The sequence below is a fragment of the Thioclava sediminum genome (genome assembly GCF_002020355.1).
Classification (GTDB): domain Bacteria; phylum Pseudomonadota; class Alphaproteobacteria; order Rhodobacterales; family Rhodobacteraceae; genus Thioclava; species Thioclava sediminum.
The window spans coordinates 816,583-832,704 of the sequence record NZ_MPZV01000001.1 but is presented as its reverse complement, the minus strand read 5'-3'; the positions used below and the strand labels follow the sequence as shown (position 1 = coordinate 832,704).

Here is a 16,122-nt window from a genome sequence, read left to right as displayed (position 1 = left end):
CGGTCTGCCTGCCGCGCCTCACTTATCCTTCTTCGCCGCCGCCTTCATCCGTTCGAGCAGTGCCGCCTTTGGGTCTTTCTTCCCGTAAGGCGTCTTGTCACTGCCATAGGCGTTGTGCTCGGCATGTTTGGGCGTGTTCTTCGGCGGCCTTGCGCCACCCATTTTGGAATAATCCATCGGTTCGATCCTTTGCGGTTGCCGCTTGAGATGGGGGATTTCAGGGGTTCTGACAAGAGGGCGCTTCGCTATGAGGGACGCGCCCGAGCCTCGGGTGCGCGCTTTGATCCCTTGGAAGGTCGGGCGCGGCCATCCGCTTCCAGCATCCCCGATCCTCTTCCCCTCCGCACCCCCCTGTGGCACAACCGGGGCCAACGCGCGAAGGAGGGCTCTCGCAATGGCATTCGGCAAAGGCTGTCACCTGCATCTTATCGACGGTTCGGCCTTCATTTTCCGCGCCTATCACGCGCTGCCGCCGCTCACGCGCAAGTCCGACGGGCTGCCGATCGGGGCGGTCGCGGGCTTTTGCAACATGCTGTGGAAATACATCGAAGACGCCAAGGGCTCGGACGCGCCGACCCATGCGGCGGTGATCTTCGACAAGGGCAGCCACACCTTCCGCAACGATCTCTACGATCAATACAAGGCCAATCGCGACGAGATGCCCGAGGAACTGCGCCCGCAGATCCCGCTGACCCGCGACGCGACCAAAGCCTTCAACATCGCCTGTGAGGAACTGGCCGGCTATGAGGCCGACGACATCATCGCGACGCTTGCCCGTCAGGGCCGCGAGGCGGGCGGCCGCGTGACGATCATCTCGTCGGATAAGGACCTGATGCAGCTCGTCGGCGGCGGCGTCGAGATGTTCGACGCGATGAAGAACCGCGCCATAGGCGTCGAGGAGGTCGAGGCCAAGTTCGGCGTCGGCCCCGAGCGCGTGATCGACGTGCAGGCGCTGGCGGGCGACTCAGTCGACAATATCCCCGGCGCGCCCGGGATCGGCGTGAAGACGGCGGCGCTGCTGATCAACGAATATGGCGATCTGGACACGCTGCTGGAGCGCGCCTCCGAGATCAAGCAACCCAAGCGCCGCGAGACGCTGATCGAGAAGGCCGACCAGATTCGCCTCTCGAAGCAGCTCGTGACGCTCGACGATCAGACGCCCATCGAGTTCACGCTCGACGATCTGGAAATCCGCGAGCCGGATGTCGACACGCTGATGGGCTTCCTCAACGAGATGGAATTCCGCACGCTGACCCGCCGCGTGGCGGAGAAATTCGGCGCCGAGCCGCCGGCCGCGCCGGAAGTCTCTGACGTGCCCGCCAGCCATGACAACGCTACGCCCGAGGTCGAGCAGCCGCCCTTCGATCCTGACAGCTATGTCTGCATCCGCGATGCCGAGACGCTGACGCAATGGCTCGATGAGGCCCGCGCGAAGGGCTGGGTTGCGGTCGATACCGAGACCACCTCGCTCAACGAGATGCAGGCCGAACTGGTCGGTGTGTCGCTTGCCATCGAGGCGGGGAAGGCTGCTTATCTGCCGCTCGGCCATAGCAAAGGCGAAGGCGATCTGTTCGGCGGAGCCGAGCGCGCCGAGGGTCAGATGAACCTCAAAGAGGCGCTTGCGCTGCTCAAACCCGTGCTCGAGGATCCTGCGATCCTCAAGATCGGGCAGAACATGAAGTATGACTTCAAGATCTTCGCCCGCCACGGCATCCGCGTCGCGCCCATCGACGACACGATGCTGATGTCCTACGCGATGTTCTCGGGGCTCCACGGCCACGGGATGGATGCGCTGTCGGATCGCTATCTCAACCACCAGCCGATCCCGATCAAGGAACTGATCGGCTCCGGCAAGAGCCAGATCACCTTCGACAAGGTCGAGATCGACAAGGCCACCCGCTACGCCGCCGAAGATGCCGATATCACGCTGCGCCTCTGGCAGCAGTTCAAGCCGCGCCTCCATTGCGAGCGCGTCACCACCGTCTACGAGACGCTGGAGCGCCCGATGGTCCCGGTGCTGGCCGATATGGAAATGGCCGGCGTGAAGGTCGACGCCTCGGTGCTGTCGCGCATGTCCAACGCTTTCGCGCAGAAGATGGCGCAGCTCGAAGACGAGATCGCCGAGATCGCGGGCCAGCCCTTCAATGTCGGCTCGCCGAAACAGCTGGGCGAGATCCTGTTCGACACGATGGGCGTTGAGGGCGGCAAGAAGGGCAAGACCGGGGCTTACGGCACCGGGGCGGACGTGCTCGAAGACGTGACCACGATGGAAGACACAAACCCGCAGGCTGCGAAGCTGGCGGCACGGGTGCTGGATTGGCGGCAAATTTCGAAGCTGAAATCGACCTATACGGATGCGCTGCAAACGCATGTGAACCCGGATACGGGCCGCGTTCACACCTCCTATTCGATCGCGGGCGCGAATACCGGGCGTCTGGCCTCGACCGATCCGAACTTGCAGAACATCCCCGTGCGCTCCGAGGAAGGCCGCCGCATCCGCGAGGCGTTTGTCGCGCGCGACGGCTGCAAGATCGTCTCGCTCGACTATTCCCAGATCGAACTGCGCATCCTCGCCCATGTCGCGGACCTTCCCGAGATGCGCGAAGCCTTCAAGGACGGCCTGGACATTCACGCGGCCACCGCGTCGGAGATGTTCGACGTGCCGCTGGATCAGATGACGCCCGAAATCCGCCGTCAGGCGAAGGCGATCAATTTCGGGGTGATCTACGGGATTTCCGGCTTCGGTCTCGCGCGCAACCTGCGCATCCCGCGCGCCGAGGCGCAGGGCTTTATCGACCGCTATTTCGAGCGCTTCCCCGGCATCCGCAAATACATGGACGACACCGTGGCCTTCGCGAAAGAGCACAAATTCGTCCAGACCCTGTTCGGGCGCAAGATCCACACGCCGGATATCGGCGCGAAGGGTCCGTCGGCGGGCTTCGCCAAGCGCGCGGCGATCAACGCGCCGATCCAGGGGGCGGCCGCCGATATCATCCGCCGCGCCATGGTGCGGATGCCCGAGGCGATCGACGGTCTCCCCGCGCGGATGCTGCTACAGGTGCATGACGAATTGATCTTCGAGGTCGAGGAGGCCGCGATCGACGATCTGATCAAGACCGCCCGTGCCACGATGGAAGGCGCGGCGGAGCCTGTGATGAAGCTCACCGTACCGCTGGTGGTCGATGCGGGGCAGGGCGATAGCTGGGCCGCCGCTCACTGAGCCGCGGGCTGACGCACCAACAGATTGGTCACGCGCCGTGCAAACGGCGCGACGATCAACACCGACGGGTAGGAGAGCATCCAGCTGGACACCCAGCTTGCCACCCACAGCGCCGTGAAGTCTTCCACCATCCCCGTCGCGCGGTAGGTCGCGATGCCCGAGACCAGAAACGACATGATCCCCGACAGGATCAGGCTAAAAATGAAATGCGCGTAGCGGGCGGGGATCATCGGGTCTCCTCCTTGGGCCGGAAAGTCAGTCGCTCGCATTTTGGTGATTGGACGTGAGGAGGCAACGCACAAACCTGTGTGTTCATCCGCGCAGAGACACCGTCCCGCATTGACCCTGCCGCCCGGCAATGTTGAGACTGCGCAAGCCTCCGGCGGGGATATTTGCGCCAAGCCGAATTGCACGCTTGGTCTTCGGCTTGGTCCAAATATCCCCCGCGGAGCGTCCCAACCGCGCCTCAGGCGCCGAGAACCGAGAAGAGCGCCCATGCCCCACGATCATCACCACCACCACAATCTAGACGATGCCAGTGACAACCGTGTGCTCTGGGCGGTGGTCGTCAATGTCGTGCTTACATTTGCGCAGGTCTTCGGCGGGGCGATCGCGGGCTCGATGGCGCTGATCGCGGACGGGGTGCACAACTTCTCCGACGCGGCGGCGCTGGTGCTGGCCTTCGGGGCGCGCAAACTGGCCAAGCGCGGGGCGGATGCGGCGATGAGCTTCGGCTGGTCGCGCGCCGAGGTCATCGCGGCCTTCGTCAATTACATCGCGCTGATCCTGATTTCGGTCTGGCTGGTCGTCGAGGCCGTGGGGCGGATGATCCATCCGCCGCAGGTCGATGGCTGGATCGTGGTCTGGCTGGCGACGCTGGCGCTGATCATCGATCTGGCGACGGCGGCGCTGACCTATGCGCTCTCCAAGCACAGCCTGAACATCCGCGCGGCCTTCCTGCACAACCTCGCCGATGCCGGGGCCTCGGTCGCGGTGATCGTCGGCGGTATCGTGATCCTGCTTTACGATTGGCGGCTGGTCGATCCGATCCTGACCATTGGCATCTCGGTGTTCATCCTGTGGCATGTCGCGACCGATCTGAAACCGGTGCTGCGCATCCTGATGCTGGGCGCGCCGCCCGAAAAGGATTGTACGGAGGTGCGGGGCGCGCTGGGCGAGGTCGAAGGCGTCGCGAGCGTGCACCACGTCCACCTGTGGCAGATCGACGAGAAGCGCGTCTCCGTCGAGGCGCATCTGGTGCTGGACGAGGGGCGGGATTACGCCACGGTCATCGCGCGGGCCAAGGATATGCTGGCGCATCAGTTCGGCATCCACCACGCGACGCTGGAGCCGGAAAGCGCGAGCCTGGGCTGTGCCGATCACGCGGACCATGACGACCACGAAGATCATGGGCACGCAGATCACGGGCACTCAGATCATGCCCACGCGGGCCACCCGGCGCATTGAGCTAGCGCGGAAGCCAGCCCAGCGTTTCGCGCGTCTCCGCCTGCGGGGTGTATTCCGCTGACGCGTAGCCGTCGTAGCCATCGGCATCGAGCGTCGCGAAGAAACCTTCCAGATCGATCTTGCCCGAACCGGGGCCGCCGCGCCCCGGGGCATCGGCAAATTGCACATGGGCCGCACGGTGACCATGCTTCGCCCAAGCTCCCGCCACATCGCCGGTCAACATCTGCGCGTGATAGGCGTCGAATTGCAGATGCAGGTTCGGGGCGGCGACCGCATCGAGGATATCCGCCGCCTGATCGAAATCGTTCAGGAAATAGCCCGGCATGTCGATCGGGTTGATCGGCTCGATCGTCAGGCGCCGTTTCGGTGCGTGCGCCGTCGCCCAGTTCAGGTTCTCGATATAGGTCTCGCGGGCCTCCGCGCCCTCGGCCTTGCCCGCCATGATATGGATGACGCGCGGCTTCAGGATGTCGGCGAAGCGCATCGCGCGGTCGAAATCGCGACGGAAGCGGTCTTCCAGCCCCGGCACGGCGGCGAAGCCCCGATCGCCGCCCGTATAGTTCGGCGGTGGCACGTTCATCAGCGCGAAGCTCAGGTCGTGACGGATCAACTCGTGGCGCATCTCCTGCGCGGAGGCGTCGTAGGGAGACAGCACCTCAACCGCATCGAAGCCGGCCTGTTTCGCCGCTTTGAACCGTTCCATGAAGGGCAGTTCGGTGAAGAGGAAGGTCAGGTTCGCGGCGAATTTCGGCACGTTACAGCTCCGCCGCGCGCAGGATCGGGAAGAAGCTGCCCGCGGACATCACGCCGGTCCAGTCTTCGCCCTCATGCTCGCGCGTCACGGCCAGATCGACGAGCCGGTAGAAGCTCTTGCGATCGATCAAAGCCTCCAGCCCGCGGCGCACATGCAGGTAAGGGCGGGGCTCGCCATCCTCGCTATGTTCCACCCGGATCGCGTGCTCCGCATCGGCCAGAACCACGTCGCCCACATTGGTCGTGAATCGAATCGACTGATCGTCGCCTTCGCCCTCTGTTGTGAAATCGACGGCGATGAAAGGAGCGTCCTCGACCCGGATACCGACCTTCTCGACCGGGGTGACGAGAAAGTATTTCCCGTCCTCCAGTTTCAGAATCGATGAAAACAGTCGCACCAGCGCCTCGCGCCCAATCGGCGTGCCAAGATAGAACCAGGTCCCGTCCCGGCGGATCTCCATATCGAGATCGCCACAGAAGGGCGGATCCCACAGATGCACGGGCGGCGGGCCCTTTTTGCTGGCTTTCTTGGCGGCATCGGCGAGCCCGTCTGCCGTCGGGGAAGGGGTCGAAACTGTCTGTTTGTGATCCGTCATGTAAATTTGGCCGTTGGTCGGAGCGAGGATATCTGCTTTGCTGGGAAAGATAGGCATCAACGGGGAGAATGTCATGGCCGAGCCCGAAAAGCTGATGGAAGATATCGAACGACTTGGCGGCAAGCTCGCACAGGCGCGCGCCTCGATCGACCGGCGATTCATCGGGCAGGACCAGGTGGTGGAGCTGGTTCTGGCCGCGATGCTCTCCGGGGGGCATGCGCTTCTGGTGGGTCTGCCGGGCCTCGGCAAGACACTTTTGGTCGAGACGCTGTCCACCGTGATGGGGCTCGGGTCGAACCGCATCCAGTTCACCCCCGACCTGATGCCCGCCGATATTCTGGGCTCCGAGGTTCTGGAAACCGCGCCCGATGGCAGCCGCGCGTTCCGCTTCCTCGAAGGCCCGGTCTTCTGCCAGCTGCTGATGGCCGACGAGATCAACCGCGCCTCGCCCCGGACCCAATCGGCGCTCTTGCAGGCGATGCAGGAGCGTGAGGTCACCATCGCGGGCGAGCATCGCCCGCTTGGCCCGCCCTTCCACGTTCTCGCCACGCAGAACCCGATCGAGCAGGAGGGCACCTATCCGCTGCCCGAAGCCCAGCTCGACCGTTTCCTCGTGCAGGTCGACGTCGATTATCCGGATCGCGAGACCGAGCGCTCGATCCTGCTGGCGACCACCGGCGTCGCGGCGGAGGGCGCGCATACCGTCTTCACCCCGGCCGAGCTGATCGAGGCGCAGGGGATCGTGCGGCAAATGCCCGTGGGCGAGAAGGTCGTCGATGCGATCCTCGATCTGGTGCGGCTGTGCCGTCCGCGCGAGGCCGAGGCGCCCGACTTCATCCGCGATGCGCTGGCCTGGGGCCCGGGGCCGCGCGCCGCGCAGGCGCTGATGCTGACCGTGCGGGCGCGTGCTCTGATCAACGGCCGCCTCGCGCCGACGCTGGAAGACGTGCAGGCGATGGCCCGCCCGGTGCTGATCCACCGCATGGCGCTGAGCTTCGCGGCCCGCGCTCGTGGCGAGACGCTGGGCGATCTGATCGACCGCGCCGTGGCAGAGGTCACCGGGCCGCGCGCCGCCGGTGCTGCCGCTTGAGCGTAACCTCCGATACCGCAGCGCCGGGGCAATCCCCCGCGCTGAGCCTGCGCCGCGAGGCGGAAGGGGCGGCCTCTGCGCTGCCCCCGCTGCTGGTCGCGGCGGAGCATCTGGCGGCGACCGTCCAGATGGGCGCGCATGGCCGCAGGCGCGCGGGATCGGGCGAGGAATTCTGGCAATACCGTCCCGCCCATGCGGGCGACGAGTTGCGCTTCGTCGATTGGCGGCGCTCGGCGCGCTCGGATAGCCAATATGTTCGCCAGCGGGAATGGCAGCTGGCGCAATCGGTCCATCTCTGGGTCGATGACGCGGCCTCGATGCGCTTCACGGGCGCCGAGAGCGGGCGAAAGGCGCGCGTCACCAAATCAGAGCGCGCCCGGGTGTTGGGCCTCGCGCTTGCGGTGCTGATGGTGCGCGGCGGCGAACGCGTCGGGCTGACCGGCCCGCTCGCGCCGCCACGTCCGGGCCGCGCGCAGCTGATGGAGCTTGCAGGCCTTCTGTCGCGCGAGGCGGGCGTGCAGGATTATGGCGCACCCGAAATCGCAGGCGTCACGCCGCAGTCGCGGGTTGTGCTGCTGTCGGATTTCTTCGGCGATCTCGGCCCGATCGAGGCGGCGCTGGGGCGTCTGGCCGATCGTGGTGTGTCGGGCGTGATGATGCAGGTGCTCGACCCCGACGAAGAGGCCTTCCCCTATGACGGACGCACGATCTTCCAGTCGATGGCGGGCGGGCTGATCCATGAGACCCGCAAGGCGGGTGATCTGCGGGCGCGCTATCTCGACCGGCTGGCCGCGCGGCGCGATCAGCTCGCCCGGCTCGCGCGCAGCGCGGGTTGGCAATTCTCGACCCATCACACGGGCGATCCGGCGCAGGCGGCGCTGCTGTGGCTTTACTCCGCGCTCGAGAGGGGTCGCTGATGTGGATGCTCGGCCCCATCGGCTTCACCGCGCCCTGGCTTCTGCTGGGGCTGGCTGCGTTGCCGATCATCTGGCTGATCCTTCGCGCGGTGCCGCCCGCGCCGATCCGCAGGCGCTTTCCGGGGGTCGCACTCCTGCTGGGCCTCAAGGACGAGGAGGTGCAGGCCGCGCGCACGCCGTGGTGGCTGCTGGCGCTGCGCCTTCTGGCGCTGGCCGCCGCGATCATCGGCTTTGCCGGGCCGGTCCTGAACCCGCAGCGGGCCGTGCCCGGCACCGGGCCGCTCCTGATCGTGGCCGACGGTAGCTGGGCCTCCGCGCGCGACTGGCCGCGCCGGGTGGAGCGGATGACATCGGCGCTGAAGGATGCGCAACAGGCGGGACGTCCTGCGGCAGTGATATCGCTGGCCGATCCGCCGCCCGCACAGGTGAGTTTCACGGATGCGGGCGCGCTGATCCAGTCGCTGCCCGGCATCCAGCCGCAGCCCTGGGCCCCGCAGAGCTTCGACGCCGCAAACCTGCCCGAGGGGAATTTCGAGACGCTCTGGCTGTCGGACGGCTTGGCCCGCGACAGCCGCGCCGGTGTTCTGAATGCGCTGGAGGCGCGCGGTCCGGTCAAGGTCTGGCAGCCGCAATTGCCGGTCTTGGCGCTGGGCGCTGCCCGGATCGAGGATGGCGCGCTCGTAGTGCCGGCGCTCGCCTCAACCATCCCACCCAGCCCGCGCGATGTTGCCGCCGTGGGGCGCGACCCGGCGGGGATCGAGCGAGAACTGGCCAGCCAACCGCTGCAATTCACCGACTCGCGCGAGACCGAGCTGCGCTTCGATCTGCCGCCCGAGCTGCGCAACCGCATCACCCGGATCGAGATCACGGGCATGCGCTCGGCAGGCGCAGTCAGCCTGACCGACGACGCGGTGAAGCGCCGCAAGGTCGCGATCCTGTCGGGTGCGCGCGACCGCGAAGGCTTGGAACTGCTCTCGCCGACCCATTACCTGCATCAGGCGCTCGCCCCCACGGCAGACCTGATCGAGGGCACGCTCGCCGATGTGCTGACCGCCGATCCGGACGTGATCATCCTCGCCGATATGGCCGATCTGCCGGAGCAATCGAAACTGCACGACTGGGTCGAAAAGGGCGGGCTGCTGATCCGTTTCGCAGGGCCCCGCATGGCCAATGCCGATCTCGATGCCGATACGCTTTTGCCGGTGCAGCTGCGCGCCGGCGGCCGCTCTCTGGGCGGCACGATGAGCTGGGGCGATCCGCGCGCGCTGGCGCCCTTCCCGGAGAACTCGCCCTTCGCCGGGCTGCAAGTGCCCGACGATGTGACAGTGAAGGCGCAGGTCATGGCCGAGCCCACGCCGGACCTCTCAGAACACACCATCGCCGCGCTGACCGATGGCACGCCGCTGGTGACCCGCGCCAAGATGGGGCAGGGGGCGGTCGTGCTGTTCCATGTCACCGCGAATGCCGAATGGTCGACCCTGCCGCTGTCGCTTCTGTTCCCGCAGATGCTGGAACGGCTTGCGGTCTCGGCCCGGCCTGCCGCTCCGGAAGAGGCTGATCTTGCGGGCCAGACCTGGGTGCCGCAGAAACTGCTCGACGGGTTCGGGCGGCTGCAGGACGCAGGGGCTGCCGCGGGCGTGCCGGGCGAGGAGCTTGCCAAGGCCGAGCCCGGGCCGAAGCTGCGCCCGGGCATCTACACCGCCGAGGACCGCTCGGTCGCGCTGAATGCTCTGCCACGCGGCGCGACGTTGTCCCCGGCAAGCTGGCCCGCCAATGTCCCCGTCGAAGGCGCTTTCGAGCAGCGCGAGATGCCGCTAAAAGGCTGGCTGCTAGGCGCGGCGCTGGCGGCGCTGCTGATCGACATTCTCGCGACGCTGGCGCTGTCGGGCAAGCTTTGGGGGCCGCGCGCGATGAAGGCAGCCGGCTTCGGGGCCGCCCTGATCCTCGCCAGCTTCGCGCCGCCGCAAGCCCATGCCGAGGATATGGATCCGGCCCGCGCGATCGAGGCTGCGTCCAATGTGGTTCTGGCCGCGATGCCCACCGGCGATGCCGAGGTGGACCGGGTGTCCATGGCGGGGCTGAAGGGACTGTCGCAGGTCCTCAATCGCCGCACCACGGTCGAGCCCTCCGCGCCGATGATGGTCGACCTCAAGAACGACGATCTGGCCGTCTTCACCTTCATCTACTGGCCGATCACTGCAGATCAGCCTGCGCCGAGCCCGATGGAATATGCCAAGCTGAACCGCTACCTGCGCGGCGGCGGCATGATCCTGTTCGACACGCGCGACGCCGATATCGCGGGCTTCGGCGAGGCGACGCCTGCGGGTAAGCGCTTGCAGGCGCTGGCCGCGCCCTTGGACATTCCGCCGCTCGCACCGATCCCCGACGATCACGTGCTGACCCGCACTTTCTACCTGCTGCAGGATTTCCCCGGCCGCTATGACGGCACGATCTGGGTCGAGGCCCCGCCCGCCGATGCCGAACGCGCCGAGGGGATGCCGTTTCGCAACCTCAATGACGGGGTGACGCCGGTGGTGATCGGCGGCAACGACTGGGCCTCGGCTTGGGCCGTCGACGATCGCGGGATGCCGATGTTCCCCGTGGGCCGTGGCCGCACCGGCGAGCGTCAGCGCGAGATTGCGGATCGCTTCGGGGTGAACCTGATCATGCATGTGCTGACCGGCAACTATAAATCCGATCAGGTCCATGTGCCTGCGCTTCTCGAAAGGCTGGGGCAATGAACGGGATGTCGATCATCTTCGCACCGCTTCTGCCGTGGCCTGTGATCGCGGGCGCAGGCGTGGTGGCGGTCGTGCTGCTGGCGCTTGCGCTGTGGCGCGGGCTGAAAGGCTGGGCGCTGCGGGCGCTGGCGGCGCTGGTGCTGCTGGCGGCGATCGCGCAGCCTTCGTTGCAGCGCGAACAGACCGCGCCGCTGTCCAATATCGTGCTGCTGATCGACGACCGCTCCTCGTCGCAGAAACTCTCGGATCGTGTCGCGCAGACCGATACCGCCCTGACTCGTCTGCAGGCGCAGCTCGACGCGATGCCCAATGTCGAGACGCGCCGGATCACCGTTCCGGACGGAGCCGACAATGCGGGCACCGAACTGGGCTCGACCCTGGCCGAGGCGCTGGCTGCCGAGCCGCGCGCTCGCGTCGCAGGCGCGCTAATGGTCACCGACGGGCAGGCGCATGACGCGCAGCTTGCCCCCGATCTGCCCGCGCCGCTGCAGGTGCTGCTGACCGGCAAGCGCAGCGACTGGGATCGGCGTATCCTGATCGAGACCGCGCCGTCCTTCGGGATCATCGGCGAGGAGACCGATATCCGCCTCAAGGTCGAGGATATGGGCAACGTGCCCGCAAGCGCGGGTGGCACTGCCGATCTGACCATCTCGATCGATGGCAAGGATCCGAAAAGCTACACGGTGCGCACCGACCGCGATCTGGAACTGCCGCTGACGCTGACCCATGGGGGGCAGAACGTGGTGCAGTTCACGCTCTCGCCGACCGATGGCGAGCTGACCGATCGCAACAACGTCGCCACCGTGCAGATCAACGGCGTGCGCGACCGGCTGCGGGTGCTCTTGGTCTCCGGCCAGCCCCATGCGGGCGAGCGGACATGGCGCAACCTTTTGAAATCGGACGCAGGCGTGGACCTCGTGCATTTCACAATCCTGCGCCCGCCCGAAAAGCAAGACGGTGTGCCGGTGACGGAACTGTCGCTCATCGCCTTCCCGACGCAGGAACTGTTCGTCGACAAGATCGACGAGTTCGACCTGATCATTTTCGACCGCTACGGCGCGCGGGGCATTCTGCCGTCCGCGTATTTCGACAATATCAAGGATTACGTCGAGCGCGGGGGCGCGATCCTCGTGGCCGCCGGTCCGGAATTCGCGACCGTCGAGAGCCTCTATCAGACCAGCCTTGGCGACATCATGCCCGCGCGCCCCACGGGTCGTGTGATGTCGGAAAGCTTCCTGCCGCGTCCGACCGATCTGGGCCTGCGCCATCCGGTGACAGCCGGGCTGGAAGGGGCGCCCGCGCCCGAGGGCGAGCAGGATACGACCGCCGAGAAAGACGGCCCGCATTGGGGCCACTGGCTGCGCCAGATCGAACTGACGAACCCCACCGGCGAGGTCGTGATGTCCGGCGCCGAGGGCAAGCCGCTTCTGGTGCTCTCGCGCGAAGGCGAGGGGCGCGTGGCGCTGCTGGCCTCGGATCAGGCATGGCTCTGGGATCGCGGCTATGACGGCGGCGGGCCGCAACTCGAATTGCTGCGCCGGATCGCGCATTGGGAGATGAAAGAGCCCGAGCTGGAAGAAGAGGCGCTCTATGCCGAGATCGATCCCGGCGCGCTCTCGATGCGGATCATCCGCCGTACGATGGAAGACACCGCGCCGCCGGTGACCGTGACGCTACCCGATGGCTCGACCCAAGAGGTGCCGTTGACCGAGACCGCGCCGGGCCGCTTCACCGCGCGCTGGACCGCGCCCGAGGCGGGGCTCTACCGCCTCAAGGACGGCGATCTCGAACGTGTCGTGGCGATGGGACCGGCAAGCCCGCGCGAGTTCGAGCAGACGATCGCCAGCGGCGATCCTCTCTCTGCCGTGGTCGAGGCGTCGAATGGCGGCGTGACAAGGCTCGAGGACGGGGTGCCCACCATCCGCGAAGTGCGCGCGGGCCGCCCGACATCGGGGCGCGGCTGGATCGGCATCACGCCGCGCGGCGCGACCGCCACCACCGACATCCGGGTGCAGCCGCTGCTGCCTGCCTGGGCCTGGCTAATCCTGGCGGCCCTGCTGACCGTGGGCGCGTGGCTCATCGAAGGGCGCAACCGGCGCGGCAGTGGCGGCGATAAGGGCGGGCCGACCGCAGCGTGATCCCTGCGGGGATTGCCCGGACACCGCTTCGCGTGTAGCAGGTGTTAGCGGTATCGGAATGAGGAGGCCCCCGATGATCCTGAGTTGTGGCGAAGCCCTGATCGACATGCTCCCGCGCGAAAGCGCGCAAGGCGAGGCGGCCTTTGCGCCCTATCCGGGCGGCGCGGTGTTCAACACTGCGATTGCGCTGGGGCGGCTCGGTGCGAGTTCGGGGTTCCTGTCGGGCCTGTCCGAAGACCTGTTCGGCAAGATGCTGATCCACTCGCTGTCCGATAGCGGGGTGGATGCGGGACTCTCCGTGCGCTCGGACCGGCCGACGACGCTCGCCTTCGTGACGCTGACCGATGGCCATGCGAGCTACGCTTTCTACGACGAGAATACGGCTGGCCGGATGCTGAAGATCGAGGACATGCCCGCGATCCCGGCAGAGGTGAAGGCCATGTTCTTCGGCGGCATCTCCCTGCCGGTCGAGCCCTGCGGCGCGGCCTATGAGGCGCTGATGCTGCGCGAGGCCGAGAGCCGCGTGACTATGATCGACCCGAATATCCGCCCCGGGTTCATCGGCGACGAGGCGGCCTATCGCGCGCGGCTGGAACGGATGTTCACTGTCGCCGATATCGTGAAGGTCTCGGACGAGGATCTGCGCTGGATCGAAGGGCCGGGCACCATCGCCGATCTGGCGCGCGGGCTGCTGGCGAAAGGGCCGAAGCTGGTCTTCGTCACCGAAGGCGCAACCGGCGCGCATGGCTTCTCGAAGCACTGCGAGGTCTTCGTGCCCGCGCGCAAGGTCGAGGTCATCGACACGGTCGGCGCAGGCGATACGTTCAACGCGGGCGTTCTGGCCGCGCTGGACCGCGCCGAGGCGCTCGACAAAGGCGCGCTCGCTCGCGCCGAGGAAGGGCTTATCTCGGACTGCCTGAAACTGGGCGTGGCCGCCGCTGCGGTGGTCGTCAGCCGGGCAGGGGCCAACCCGCCCTGGGCGGACGAACTGGCATGAGGGCGCTGATCCAGCGGGTCTCCGAGGCCTCGGTCACCGCCGACGGCACGCGCATCTCCGAGATCGGATCGGGCCTCCTGATCCTTTGCTGCGCGATGCAGGGCGATGACGAAAAGGTCGCCGAGAAGCTGGCCGAGCGCGTTTCGAAACTGCGCATCTTCAAGGATGAGGCGGGCAAGATGAACCGCGCGGTGGGTGACATTGGCGGCGCCTGTCTGGTGGTCAGCCAGTTCACGCTGGCCGCCGACACCTCGCGCGGCAACCGCCCCGGTTTCTCTGCAGCCGCCCCGCCCGAAGAGGGCGACCGGCTGTATCAGCATTTCGCCCGTCACCTCGAATCTCTGGGCCTGCCGGTTCAGACCGGCGCGTTCGGTGCGGATATGAAAGTGGCGCTTCTGAATGACGGACCGGTCACGATCTGGATGGACAGCGCCGACCGTCCCTGAGCGTCGCGTGGGCAGTCTTGCTCCCCTGAAAGCCGCGGGCTATTGCAGGCCATGGCCAAGCTCTACTTCCATTATTCCACGATGAACGCGGGCAAGAGCACGATCCTCTTGCAAGCCTCCCACAACTATATCGAACGCGGGATGGAGACCTTCCTCGTGACCGCGCGGCTCGACAATCGTGCGGGCGACGGGCGCATCGCGAGCCGGATCGGCATCGGTGCTGAGGCGGCCTGTTTCTCCGAAGAGACGGACATGTTCGCGCTTATCGAGAAGCGCTTGGCGGACGGCCCCTGCGCCTGCATCTTCGTGGACGAGGCGCAGTTCCTGACCGAGACGCAGGTCTGGCAGATCGCCCGCGCGGTGGATGATCTGCGCGTGCCGGTGATGTGCTACGGGCTGCGGGTGGATTTTCAGGGCAAGCTGTTCCCCGGCTCGGCGGCACTGCTGGCGCTGGCCGACGAGATGCGCGAAGTCCGCACGATCTGCCATTGCGGCAAGAAGGCCACCATGGTGGTGCGGATGGGCCCCCACGGCCAAGCGCTGCGCGATGGCGATCAGGTGCAGATCGGCGGCAATGAGACCTATGTCAGCCTGTGCCGCCGCCATTGGCGCGAAGCGATGGGCGAAGCGTAAGCCTTAGATCTTCTCGAGAACGACCGAGCCCACCGAATAGCCCGCCCCGAAGGAACAGATCAGCCCGATCTCGCCCGGTTTGAAATCGTCGGAATATTTCGAAAACGCGATGATCGACCCGGCAGACGACGTGTTGGCGTAATCCTGCAGGATGTTGGGCTGCTCGCCCGGCTCGGGATCGCGACCGAGCACCTTCTTGCCGACGAAATCGTTCATCGTCTTGTTGGCCTGATGCAGCCAGAGACGGTGCAGTTCCTCGGGTTTCACCTCCGCATCGGCGAGATGGCCGAGGATGTGCTGCGCCACCATCGGCATCACTTCCTTGAAGACCTTCCGCCCCTCCTGCATGAACTGCATGTCGCGGCGGTCGGCCACGCCATCGGGTCGGGTGCGGCGCAGGAAGCCATTGTTATTGCGGATGTTGTTGGAAAACTCCGTCGCGCAGCGGGTGGAGCGGATCAGGAAGCCATGCGGCGCATCCTCGCGCCGTTCGATCAGGGTCGCGGTGGCCACATCGCCGAAGATGAAATGGCAGTCGCGGTCGCGCCATTCGAGGTGGCCCGAGGTGATCTCGGGGTTCACGACCAGCGCGCGCCGCACGGAGCCCGTGCGGATCATGTCGGCGGCGGCCTGAATGCCGAAAGTGGCCGAGGAACAGGCGACGTTCATATCGAAAGCGAACCCGCCCGCGCCGAGAAGCTTCTGGATTTCGATCGCGACGGCCGGGTAGGCGCGCTCCATATTCGAGGCCGCGCAGATCACGAGGTCTATGTCCTCGCCTTTACGCCCGGCCTGCGCCAGCGCCTTGTTGCAGGCATCGAGCGCGATTTCCGCCATGATGCCCGGCTCTTCGTCCGAGCGCTGGCGCAGGCGCGGATACATGCGCGTGGGGTCCAGCACGCCTTCCTTGTCCATCACATAGCGCTGCTCGATCCCGGAGGCTTTAAGTATGAACTCGACCGAGCTATGCGGCTTGGCCTCGATCTCGCCCGCGGCGATGGCCTCGGCGTTCTCGGTATTGAACAGATCGGCATAGGCGTTGAATGCTTCGACCAGTTCGGCATTCGTGATGACGTGTTCCGGCGTATAGACCCCGGTCCCGGTAATGACGGCTTGATGCATCG

14 protein-coding genes are annotated in these 16,122 nt (G+C 66.3%); 9 read left to right on the top strand and 5 right to left on the bottom strand.

The features are described 5' to 3' along the window. Positions 1-18 precede the first annotated feature (18 nt). Positions 19-177, bottom strand: coding sequence for a hypothetical protein (locus BMI91_RS20125; RefSeq protein WP_165757027.1), 159 nt, complete (start codon positions 175-177; stop codon positions 19-21). Positions 178-394: 217 nt separating this feature from the next. Here BMI91_RS20125 and polA point away from each other — a divergent pair, with 217 nt between their 5' ends. Beyond that, positions 395-3,220, top strand: a complete 2,826-nt coding sequence (polA, locus tag BMI91_RS03575; protein WP_078603974.1) for a DNA polymerase I — start codon at positions 395-397, stop codon at positions 3,218-3,220. Here the strand turns inward: polA and BMI91_RS03570 are convergent. Continuing rightward, a complete protein-coding gene (locus BMI91_RS03570; RefSeq protein ID WP_078519707.1) occupies positions 3,214-3,450 on the bottom strand; it encodes a DUF2798 domain-containing protein in 237 nt (78 codons plus the stop codon). The genes polA and BMI91_RS03570 overlap by 7 nt on opposite strands. A 265-nt stretch (positions 3,451-3,715) precedes the next feature. Between BMI91_RS03570 and BMI91_RS03565 the strand changes: the two genes are divergently transcribed. Continuing rightward, positions 3,716-4,687 (top strand): cation diffusion facilitator family transporter, encoded by a 972-nt coding sequence (locus BMI91_RS03565; RefSeq protein ID WP_078603973.1) that lies wholly within the window; start codon positions 3,716-3,718, stop codon positions 4,685-4,687. Between the two features lies 1 nt (position 4,688). Here BMI91_RS03565 and BMI91_RS03560 read toward each other — a convergent pair whose 3' ends face one another. Together BMI91_RS03560 and BMI91_RS03555 are read right to left on the bottom strand one after the other, a co-directional pair. Beyond that, positions 4,689-5,441, bottom strand: coding sequence for a hydroxypyruvate isomerase family protein (locus BMI91_RS03560; protein ID WP_078603972.1), 753 nt, complete (start codon positions 5,439-5,441; stop codon positions 4,689-4,691). 1 nt (position 5,442) lies between these two features. Further along, positions 5,443-6,036 (bottom strand): DUF1285 domain-containing protein, encoded by a 594-nt coding sequence (locus BMI91_RS03555; RefSeq protein ID WP_078604458.1) that lies wholly within the window; start codon positions 6,034-6,036, stop codon positions 5,443-5,445. Positions 6,037-6,109: 73 nt separating this feature from the next. Here BMI91_RS03555 and BMI91_RS03550 point away from each other — a divergent pair, with 73 nt between their 5' ends. The 7 genes from BMI91_RS03550 (at position 6,110) to BMI91_RS03520 (ending at position 14,998) form a co-directional block, all read left to right on the top strand. Continuing rightward, complete coding sequence (locus tag BMI91_RS03550; RefSeq protein WP_078603971.1) at positions 6,110-7,126, top strand: AAA family ATPase; 1,017 nt, start codon at positions 6,110-6,112, stop codon at positions 7,124-7,126. Then, a complete protein-coding gene (locus tag BMI91_RS03545; RefSeq protein ID WP_244176543.1) occupies positions 7,123-8,043 on the top strand; it encodes a DUF58 domain-containing protein in 921 nt (306 codons plus the stop codon). Before BMI91_RS03550 ends, BMI91_RS03545 begins: the two co-directional genes overlap by 4 nt. Beyond that, a complete protein-coding gene (locus BMI91_RS03540; RefSeq protein WP_078603970.1) occupies positions 8,043-10,784 on the top strand; it encodes a DUF4159 domain-containing protein in 2,742 nt (913 codons plus the stop codon). Before BMI91_RS03545 ends, BMI91_RS03540 begins: the two co-directional genes overlap by 1 nt. Beyond that, entirely contained in the window at positions 10,781-12,922 is a 2,142-nt protein-coding gene (locus BMI91_RS03535; RefSeq protein ID WP_078603969.1) for a hypothetical protein, read from the top strand. The genes BMI91_RS03540 and BMI91_RS03535 overlap by 4 nt, the downstream gene beginning before the upstream one ends. Positions 12,923-12,995: 73 nt before the next feature. Further along, complete coding sequence (locus tag BMI91_RS03530) at positions 12,996-13,919, top strand: carbohydrate kinase family protein (RefSeq protein ID WP_078603968.1); 924 nt, start codon at positions 12,996-12,998, stop codon at positions 13,917-13,919. Continuing rightward, positions 13,916-14,365 carry a D-aminoacyl-tRNA deacylase gene (dtd, locus tag BMI91_RS03525; RefSeq protein WP_078603967.1) on the top strand — a complete coding sequence of 150 codons (450 nt, stop codon included), beginning with the start codon at positions 13,916-13,918 and terminating at the stop codon, positions 14,363-14,365. Before BMI91_RS03530 ends, dtd begins: the two co-directional genes overlap by 4 nt. Before the next feature lie 51 nt (positions 14,366-14,416). Then, positions 14,417-14,998: a thymidine kinase gene (locus BMI91_RS03520; protein ID WP_078603966.1), complete on the top strand. Its 582-nt coding sequence runs from the start codon at positions 14,417-14,419 to the stop codon at positions 14,996-14,998. A gap of 3 nt (positions 14,999-15,001) precedes the next feature. Here BMI91_RS03520 and BMI91_RS03515 read toward each other — a convergent pair whose 3' ends face one another. After that, positions 15,002-16,120 carry a beta-ketoacyl-ACP synthase III gene (locus BMI91_RS03515; RefSeq protein ID WP_078603965.1) on the bottom strand — a complete coding sequence of 373 codons (1,119 nt, stop codon included), beginning with the start codon at positions 16,118-16,120 and terminating at the stop codon, positions 15,002-15,004. Positions 16,121-16,122: the final 2 nt, after the last annotated feature.